This window comes from Lentzea sp. NPDC004789 (assembly GCF_053601075.1).
In genome coordinates, this window is the sequence record NZ_JBSGBE010000004.1 from 1 (window position 1) to 9422 (window position 9422).

Annotated in this window: 5 protein-coding genes and 1 pseudogene; all 6 read left to right on the top strand. The window is 70.4% G+C overall.

What is annotated here, in order from left to right; all coding sequences use genetic code 11:
- Positions 1–148 precede the first annotated feature (148 nt).
- Positions 149–5893: a hypothetical protein gene (locus ACWEIJ_RS10420; protein ID WP_449836878.1), complete on the top strand. Its 5745-nt coding sequence runs from the start codon at positions 149–151 to the stop codon at positions 5891–5893.
- Positions 5887–6291, top strand: coding sequence for a hypothetical protein (locus ACWEIJ_RS10425; protein ID WP_449836879.1), 405 nt, complete (start codon positions 5887–5889; stop codon positions 6289–6291). Before ACWEIJ_RS10420 ends, ACWEIJ_RS10425 begins: the two co-directional genes overlap by 7 nt.
- The gene (locus ACWEIJ_RS10430) at positions 6288–7160 is read left to right on the top strand and encodes a hypothetical protein (RefSeq protein ID WP_449836880.1); all 873 of its coding nucleotides are present in this window, start codon (positions 6288–6290) and stop codon (positions 7158–7160) included. The genes ACWEIJ_RS10425 and ACWEIJ_RS10430 overlap by 4 nt, the downstream gene beginning before the upstream one ends.
- 108 nt (positions 7161–7268) lie before the next feature.
- Positions 7269–7775: a YbaB/EbfC family nucleoid-associated protein gene (locus ACWEIJ_RS10435; RefSeq protein WP_449836881.1), complete on the top strand. Its 507-nt coding sequence runs from the start codon at positions 7269–7271 to the stop codon at positions 7773–7775.
- A 17-nt stretch (positions 7776–7792) separates the two neighbouring features.
- Positions 7793–8626 (top strand): hypothetical protein, encoded by an 834-nt coding sequence (locus ACWEIJ_RS10440; RefSeq protein ID WP_449836882.1) that lies wholly within the window; start codon positions 7793–7795, stop codon positions 8624–8626.
- Positions 8626–9422: pseudogene (locus tag ACWEIJ_RS10445) on the top strand (hypothetical protein); the annotation flags it as partial. The gene ACWEIJ_RS10440 and the pseudogene ACWEIJ_RS10445, both read left to right, overlap by 1 nt.

Below are 9422 nucleotides of genomic sequence, written 5' to 3' on the forward strand. Positions count from 1 at the left end.
AACACCGGCACCCACTCCGGCCGGTCCGCACTGATCACCTGATCCACACCAAGATCATCGATCGCGGCGACACACCGTTACGGGACAACCTTTAGGGGGTCAAGTGTCGCGACGGCTGTTTTCGCATGCTTTTGTCTCATTAATTGTGTTGGCTCAGGTGGGTCTCGGCACGAAGGTCGCGCTGGCCGAGCCCGAACCACCGCCACCGCCGCCACCAGCGCAGCAGGCGCAGGTGAGCAACAAGGACATTCCAACCGGAAAAGTGCGGCAGGCCGACGCCACCGTGGCGCCGCAGCTGCAGGCAATTCCACCGGTCGAGCCCGTTGATCCGGGGCCGAACGGATCGGTGCAGGTTCCGCGAGAAAGATCCAGGGCACTGCAGGAAATCCCGGCGCTGCCCGCGCTGAATCCCGCTGCGGGCACCGTGCCGGTCGAGAAGGCGCCGGTCGTGCCGAATCCGCAGGCCCGCCCCCACCAGCTGGCGCTGCCGGAGCAGCCGGGCCAGAAGCTGGTCGACCTGACCGCCGCGGACGCCCTGACCACGCTGAAGAACGCGGGCCGGACCACCCTGCAGGGCACCCCCGACCTCGACGCGACGAAGCTGCAGCCGCAGGTGTCGTCGGCGCAGTTCATCGACCCGACCCGGCGGGCGACGCTGCAGGAGCTGATCGACGCCCTCACGTCCGGGAACATCCCGCCACCGCTGCCCGTGGACCCGCTGGCGCTGCTGAACGAGCTGCCGGACGGCATCCCGAGGATCACCTACCGGGTCTGCTCCGAGTCGGCGACCAAGCAGGTCTCCTGCTCGCTCACGCTGCCGCTCGGCGTGCCCGCGATCGTCGACGTCACCGGTGACCGCACGCCCGACGTGCTCGCGGACGTGCTGCCCGCCGTCGCGGTCGGCGAGCTCGTCGGCCCGGTCCGCGACCTGCTGAACGTGCAACGGCAGATCGACGACGCGACGAAGCGGCTCAACGTCGTGCTGGAGCTGCTGAAGGACCCGCTGAACGTGATCCTGCACCCCGAGCTGCTGATCGAGAAGCTGCAGCTGGAGTCGTTGCTGGACGACCTGAGGACCACGCTGCAGGAGAAGCTGGAGGCGTTGCTGCGGATCATCAACGTCGGCCTCGCGATGGTCACGTTGCGCCTGCCCACCAGCGAGTTCGCCGGCCGCGACCTGCCCGCGCACGTGTGGGGCGTCTACGACCTGCCCGGCCACAAGCGGGTGTCGCTCGGCTACGACGGGTTCCGCCGCGGCACCAGCCTCTCCACGGCCACGATCGGCATCTTCACGTTGAACCCGTTCGAGATTGCGCGCGGCGTGTTCGACGTCAAGGCGTCGTTGCTGCAGCTCGGTGCGGGCGACGCGTTCGCGATCACGGCCGGCATCGCGTCCGTGCGGGACGACGACAAGGGTGACGCGTACGACCCGACCGTGGCCAGCGCGCGCTTTTCGCCCGTGCCGAGGCTGTTCACCGCGCACGCGTTCATCGACATGGGCGCGCAGGACCGGCCGCAGAAGGCCACTGTGGACGCACGCAGTGACGTCGGCACGCACCTCGACGCCCAGGTGCTGACCAACCAGGGCGGCCGGAACAGGTTCGACCAGCTCAAGATCGACACGTTGCCGTCGCAGGTGTCCGCGGCGATGACCCGGCCGGTCGGCGGTGGCGAGACGACGATCGACTACCAGGCCGAGTCGGCCATCGCCGACGTGCTGTTCGCCGACTACGTCTACAGCGGCCAGGACCGGCTCGACTGGGCCGTGCAGGCCGGTGCCAAGGCCGTGCCCGCGAAGTGGGACGCGCAGCTGAAGACCGAGCAGGACAAGATCTCCGCGCACTACACGGCTTCCGGCGCGCTGGAGTCGCTGGACGTGAACTTCTACGACCGCGATCCCGCGATCGTCGGCCGCGGGGCGTTGCGCAGGCTGCCCACCAAGGTCGACTTCGAGGTCGACCGAGGTGCCAGGCACGCGAACTTCACCGCGGACCAGCCGCTGGGGGCGGCGACCCTGGCGTTCTCCAAGAACCTCGGCGCGTTCGCGCCCCTCGAAGGCGACCACACCACGGTGATCACGCGGGACCAGGCGATCGGTGCCAGCGCGCAGGTGAGCGGGCTGAAGCTGGTCGACGCGTTCTTCGACGGCCACACCCGGCTGCGGACCGAGTTCTCGCCGGGCGGACAGGCGTTCGTCGGTGCCGCCGACGTCGACGGCGAGCACAAGGCGCGGCTGGAGATCTCCAACCTGCCCAGGACCGCGTCGATCGACGCGGACACGGCGGCGCGCAAGATCGCCTACCGGGCGAGCGAGGTCATCGACCGGGCGCACGTCGCGTACACGAACACCAAGAGCGGTCCGACGCTGTTCGGCACGGTGCTCGCCGTACCGTCCACTGTGGACGTCGAGTACGACCTCGGCGACAAGCCGCGGGTCAAGTACACGGCGTCCGGCCGCATCCCGCGGATCGAGCTCTTCGCGAGCCCCGACCACGTCGAGCAGCTGCGGCCGGAGGACGACAGGTACCTGTCCGCGTTGACGACCGGGGTGCCGACGAGCGTCGAGGTGCTGGTCGACCTCGCCGCCAAGCACCTGCAGGGCGAGCTCGCGCAGTCGCTCGACCTGGTGGACGTCGTGGCGCGGTTCCCGGTCGGTGGCCGGGACTGGACCGCGCTCACGCACCTCGAAGCGGTGCCGGCCGACTTCGACGCCGACTGGGCGGACGGCAACCTGCGGTTCCGCGCGCTGAGCGCACCGCTGGGCGTCGCGAAGCTCGCGGTGACCAACCACCGCGACACGACCGCGCCCACCGGTCTGCACGCGGCCGTGCACTACCGCCAGACCACGCAGGACCTGGACGCGAGCGTGTCGGTGCGCAAGCTGTCGCACGTCGAGTACTCGCGGGCCTCGACCGGCAACCAGACGTTCCGGCTCGACACCGACACGGGCGGTGATCCCGTGTTCGTGGACGCGGACGTGCTGCTGGCGGCCGGGAACACCGACGACACCAGGTACTCCGTGCTGGGCCGGATCGACAACCTGCCGAGCACGATCCGCGTCGACGTCGGTGACGGCAAGATCACCTACGCGGCCGACCGCAACGTCGGGCTGGCGTTGAACGTGGCGTTCGGCAAGATCTCCGCGCTGAACGGGCTCGGTGCGCCGTTGTTCGCCAACGGTGTCGCCGCCGTCGCCCGCGGCTGTGCGGAGGGTGCCGGGTGCGCGAAGGACCAAAGCCCGTTCTGCCAGGTGTTCCCGCGCTGCTTCGGCGTCGTCGGCACGGTGCGGTTGCCGGGCCTGCCGACCGGGATCACGATCGACCTCAACGCGCGCAAGGTCGTGCTGGACGACTACCGGCCCACCGCGCCGCTGCAGGCGTACGTGGGCGTGCACGGGTTGATCGACCGGCTGCCGGACTTCAAGGCGCTGGCCACGTTGTCCGGTCTCGCCTCACCGGTCGACCTCACCGTCGGCCCGCTGGACGTGGCCGACGGCAAGATCGACGTCGGGTACACCGCGTCCGCGCCGCTGGGCACGTTGACCCTCGAAGCCGATGCCCGCACGACCGACGCGCGGTTCCCCGTGCTGCGGGCCAAGGGCGTCGTCGGCAAGCTGCCCGCGTCGATGCACCTGGTCGGTCAGCTCGGCGACCGCACCTCGGTGAGCATGCGCAACTCCGCACCGGTCGACGAGATCTCGCTGACCGTGACCGGGGACAGCGCCGGGTACCTGCGCGCAGGTGTCTTCGGCGTGCCGGCCTCGGCGGACGTGCTGGTGGACGCACCGGCGAAGCACGCGGAGGTCACCATGTCGGCACCGATCGGTGCCGTCACGGCGCTGGTGCGCGACATCCCGGTGAACGGCCGCAGGTGGTCCGCGTTCGGCGATCTGCGCGACATCCCGTCGAAGTTCACCGCCGACTGGGCCGAGGGCAGGTACCTGCTGGCGGCCGAGTCCGCACCGCTGGGATCGGCGGCGTTCGCGGTGACGAACCACGACGGTGCCCAGGCGCCGACGGGTTCGCACCTCGCGGTGCACTACAACCAGTCCACTGAGGACGTTGACGCCAGCGCGGCGCTCAGCGGGTTCTCCAGGGCCGAGTACACGCACACGGGCGGCGACTTCACCACGAAGTTCAACATCGCCTCGCAGACGATCGCGCTGGACGCCGACGTCCGGCTGAACGGCGCGGTGCGGCTGGCCGCGCTCGGCAGGCTCGGCCCGGTGCCCAGCACGTTGACGATCGGCTCGAACAAGGGCGTGCTCACCTACCGCGCGGACCGGCAGCTCGCGCTGGAACTGCAGGCCTGGCTGGGCAAGGAGGCCGCGCTGAACGGCCTGGGCGCACCGAAGTTCGCCAACGGCATCGCGGTGGTGGACGGCAAGTGCGCGGGTGACGGCTGCCCGCGCGACGACGGCCCGTTCTGCACGGACCGCGGTTGCTACGGCGTGGTCGGCATCATCAACATCTCGGGCCTGCCGACCGAGGTGACCGCCGACCTCACCACCAGCTCGTTCTCGTTCAGCAACTACCACCCGGTGGTCGACCGGCTGGAGCTCTACGTCGCGGACTCGGTGTTCACGCCGGAACCGCTGACCGGGGCGAAGGCCAAGGTGACGCTGACGAACCTGCCGGCCGCCATCGACTTCAAGCTGGGCCCGATCTCCATGGGCACCAACGGCTTGGAGTTCAAATACGACGCGGGTGTCGTCAAGGCCGGTTCGATCGAGGTGCACGCCGAGGCCTACAACGTGCCGAAGCTCGGCACCGCGCGGGCGCTGGCCCAGCTCGACCCGATCCCCGGCAAGGTCGACGTGAAGGCCAAGTTCGGCGAGGGTTCGAAGATCAGCGTCGACAACTCGGCACCGATCAGCAACCTGATGCTGAAGGCGTCCGCGACCTACGAGGGCAAGCCGGCCAGCGGCATCGCGCAGCTGACCGACGTGCCCGCGCAGTTCGAGATCACCACGGCGGTGAAGACGGCGGGCATCACGGCGCCGGACTTCGCCTACACCTCGCCGGCGAGCACCCTGGACGGCCTGTTCGCCCTGGAGGCGCAGATCGTCCTGGCCACCAGTGACGAGCCGGACGCGATCAAGGGCGGCATCAGCGGGATCTCGCTGCGGTTCCAGGACCTCGGCGGCAGGACCGAGGCGACGCTGAAGCAGGACTCGTCCGTCGAGTTCAAGTCCGCGCCGCGCACGCCGTTGATCGAGTTCCACACGGGCCTGATCCTCGCGTCGGAGTTCAAGAAGACCGACGTGGACCAGGAGCTGTTCTCCGACCCGGTCAACTTCTTCACCGGCACGCTGCGCGGCCACTACGGGCTCAAGCCGTCGAAGATCGCGGACATCGGCTTCGCGATCCACGACATCGCCGCGCTGACCGTGCGCCCGGCCAAGGTGCCGTTCAACATCGACGGCGTGCCGGCGTTCGCGGGGTACGTGATGCCCGCGTTCGACCGCGGTGACTACGACCGCGTGGAGGTGGGCACGAGCGGTGTCGACATCAACGCGGACGTCGACCTCCGCTTCCGGATCGAACGTCCGCTGGGCCTGCCCGACGCCTACGACGAGAGGCTGGTGCTGGGGGAGACGCACACGATCCAGTACCACCGCTACGACCAGCAGTACCGGCCGATCAGCTCGAAGCTGCAGCTGGCGGCGCTCGGCGTGGACCTCGGCTGCCTGCAGCTGTCGACCAAGCCCGGCAAGGTCGCGACCGGCCCCAACGGTATCGTCGTGCACGGCGCGGACGGACAGCAGATGATCATGTTCCTGGACGCGGGTGACGCGATCCCGGACTACCTGATCGACCTGCTGGCGTACTTCGCCTCCCCGTTCGCCGACTCCCAACTCGGCATCAGCGACTGGAATCTCGGTTCGTGTTGATCAGGAATCTCCTCGCAGTGCTGCTGGTCGTCGCCGCCTCCACCGCGGCGACGGCCTGCAGCGCGTTCTGCACCGGCACCGCACTGCAGGCCCGTCCGGCGTCCGGCACCCCGCTGGTGCTGGAAGCGGTGCTGACGTCGGACGGCTCGCCCGTCTCCGGTGGCCGCGTGGCGTTCTACACGCGCGCCACCGGCCCTTCCGGTGCCGAGGAGGGCCGGCTGATCGCGCAGGCGACCAGCGGGTCCGACGGCGTGGCCCGCCACGAGGTGGAGGGCGGACGGTCCGCTTTGGACTATCCGGGCGCGACCCTGAACGGCTACAAGGCCACCTTCGACAACCTCGACAAGCTCAACGGCGTGCGCTACTGCTCGTCGTCGGCGGAGGGCAGCATCTCGTGAGGCTCCTCGTGGTGGCTCTGGTGCTCTTCACCGTCTCCTGTGGACAGTCGGGTTCCGCGGTGAACTCGGCGGACTGCACCAGGGTCTCCTCGATCATGTCCTCCGGCCGGCCGTCGGCCTCGCTGGGCACCGACCTCCTGGTGCCGCCGGAGGTGACGGGCCTCGCCGGTTCCGTGCTGCCCGCCGCGTCCGGCGCCGAGGTACCGGCGGGTCAGTCGACGCTGGCGCAGCCCGACCCCGACGTGGACCGGGTCGTGGCGGCGGGCAAGGTCTCGTCGCTGTCCGGCCTGCGGGCGTCGGTGGAGAAGCTGATCAGCGCCCGCGGCTGGCGCGTGGGCGGCAACAGCTCCGCGTCCGACGGCCGGTTCTCCCTGGAGTATCAGGGTCCGGGCATCTCGGGCTCGGTCGTCGCCCTGCCGTGCGCCGAACCGCTCTACCTGGTGACCGCGGAGGTGTCGCCACCGCTGCCCGCCTCGGACGCCCCGTTCACCTGCGACCGGCTGCGCTCGGCGTTCCCCGGCATCCAGCCGGGTGAGCCGGGCACCTGCACGCTGACGTCGGGCGACACCCGGCTCCAGGTGACCTTCGTCCGGCCGCCGGTCGACGCGTTCCGCTGGCGGCCGCGGTTGCAGGAGCTGCGCCGCAACGCCCACGACTACGCGGCGCTGTTCTGCGGTCCTTCCGCTCGTCCCACCGTGTCCGGGTTCGTCTCGCACTGCGTGTCGCAGGACGCCTTCGGCGGGCGGGCGGCGGTGAGCGCCGTGCGGGACAACGACTTCTGGGCCGGGGCGCAGGTCGAGCTGAAGAACGCGACCGGCGAGCAGGCCAGGGCGATGGCGGAGTCGGCGGTCCGCGCGCTGACCGGCTGACCGGAGCCGACCGTCCTCAGCGGACCCGGATTCAACCGTTCGGGCAACGCGCTCACATCTCCTGTGGAATGCTCTGGGCCGTACGGTCGAGTGCGAGGTGGAGTGCTGGTGAAGACGCCCGAAGAGTGGATGCGGGACTTCGAGGCGAAGATCGCCGACGCGCAGGCGAAGGCCGCCGCGGTCCAGGAGGGGCTGGCGCAGGCGGGTGGTTCTGCCTCGTCGAACGACGGGACGATCAGGGTGAGCGTCGCGCCGAACGGTGCGCTGACCGGCCTTGAGCTGACGGCGGACGCGATGCGGAAGTCGCACAGCCAGCTGTCCGGCGAGATCCTCGAGATCGCGCGCAAGGCCCAGCGCGGTGCCGCCGTGAAGGTCGCCGAGACGTTCGGTGCGGTCGAGGGCGAAGGCTCCGAGACGTATCGGATGATCACCGAGTACCTGCCGCCGCCGGAGGAGGAAGAGCAGCCGCAGGCCTCGGCGTACGCGTTCAACGAGGAGTACGAGGAACGCGCCGCGACCGCCACGCCGCCGCCTCCCGCCCGTCGTCCCGCGCCGCGTCCGAGCACCGACGAGGACGAGGACTTCGGCGACAACTCGATCTTCCGCAACCGCTGAGCCGCACTGGGGGAACCGTGGCAGAGGAGAACAGCACGACCACGTGGTCGAGCGGAGCCGGCGTGGTGGACAGCGTCGCGGGCTTCGTCGACTCGCTGACGTCGGAGTCCGAAGGGGAGGGCCCGGACGTCATCGACGTCGCGCTCGGCGGTGCCGGGATGGTGGTCGACCTGGTCGCCACCATGGCGAACCCGCTGGGCATGCTCGCGTCCGCCGGTGTCGGCTGGCTGCTGGAGCACGTGGACTTCCTGCGCGAGCCGCTGGACGCGTTGCTGGGCAACCCGGACGAGATCAACGCGAACACCGACCAGCTCAAGCAGGCCGCGCTGGAGATGAAGACGATCGCCCAGGAGCACCGCGAGGACCTGCGCGGCGTCTCCGACTGGGAGGGCGCGTCGGGGGACGCGTTCAAGCGCGAGATGGAGCAGATGGCGGCCGAGTACGAGGCGCTCGGCAAGACGATGGACGGCACCGCGGCGATCTACGCGCTGTCCGGCGCGCTCGTCTGCGAACTGCGGTCGCTGGTGTTCGGCTGGATCTCGGACTTCGTGGGCGAGCTGATCGCGGGCGCGCTCATCGCCGCCGCGTCGGCCGTGGTCACGCTGGGCAGCTCCATCGCCGCGTACGCGGGCTACGCCGGCACCCGCGGCGCCATGATGGCGACCAAGATCGCGGGCAGGCTGTCGAAGCTGGCGTCCGCGATGGCCCGCTTCGGCGGCCGCATGGCCAAGCTGGCGGAGAAGATGGAGGGCCTGGTCAAGGGCCTGGGACGGTTCGCCGAGTACGGCGGCTACGCGAAGTCCGCGTACGACGCCGTGAAGCCCTATGACATGCCGCCTGCCACCGCCTGATGACCGGCAAGACCCGATCGCACCACGGCGGTGGCTCGCACCCCGACAGCGGCGGCCACCCCACCCGTTCCCCGTCCCCGTCACCAGGCGGCACGGGCGGCCGCGGCACCCGCATGGACCCGGACGCCGTCGAGTCGCTCGGCGGCAAGATCACCAACCGCGGTGACCAGGTCCGCTCCAGCGTCGCGAGCAAGCTGAACATCAACGCCACCTCGGGCAGCGCGGGCGTGTTCGGCCAAGTGGCGATGCAACACGCCGACAAGGCGATCCAAACGGCCCGCGGCGGCGCCGAACAGGCCGCCACCGCAGCAGACCACGCAGGCACCAAGACCAGGGAAACCGCCCGCACCGCCCGCGACACCGACCAGTCGGTCGCGTCGTCGATGAACCGCGTCCAGCCGAAAGCGCCACCCTCCACCACACCCTCGCCCACCACCTCCACGTCCTCGTCGTCGTCCTCCACCCCGGGCAACCGCACCTCGGCACCGCCTTCGATCCCCGGAGGCACCTCGGCCTCCGCCAGGACACCCGCTCCCTCGACCCCTTCGGTGAAGCTGCCCGACAAGCCGGGCGGCCTCACGACGTCGTCGAATGCGCCGGCGACCACGTCACCGACGGGCGGACCGAGGCCGACCCAGTCCGCGGCCGGTGGCACGCCACCGAGCCCGGGAGGCGCTCCGCGTGTTGGTCAGGGGACCGGCACGATGCCTTCCGGCGGTTCGCCCGCAGGCCGCGGACCCGTCGGCGGTCCGCCCGCGGCTGGTGGTCAGGGCCGTGCACCTGCTGGTGGTGTGCC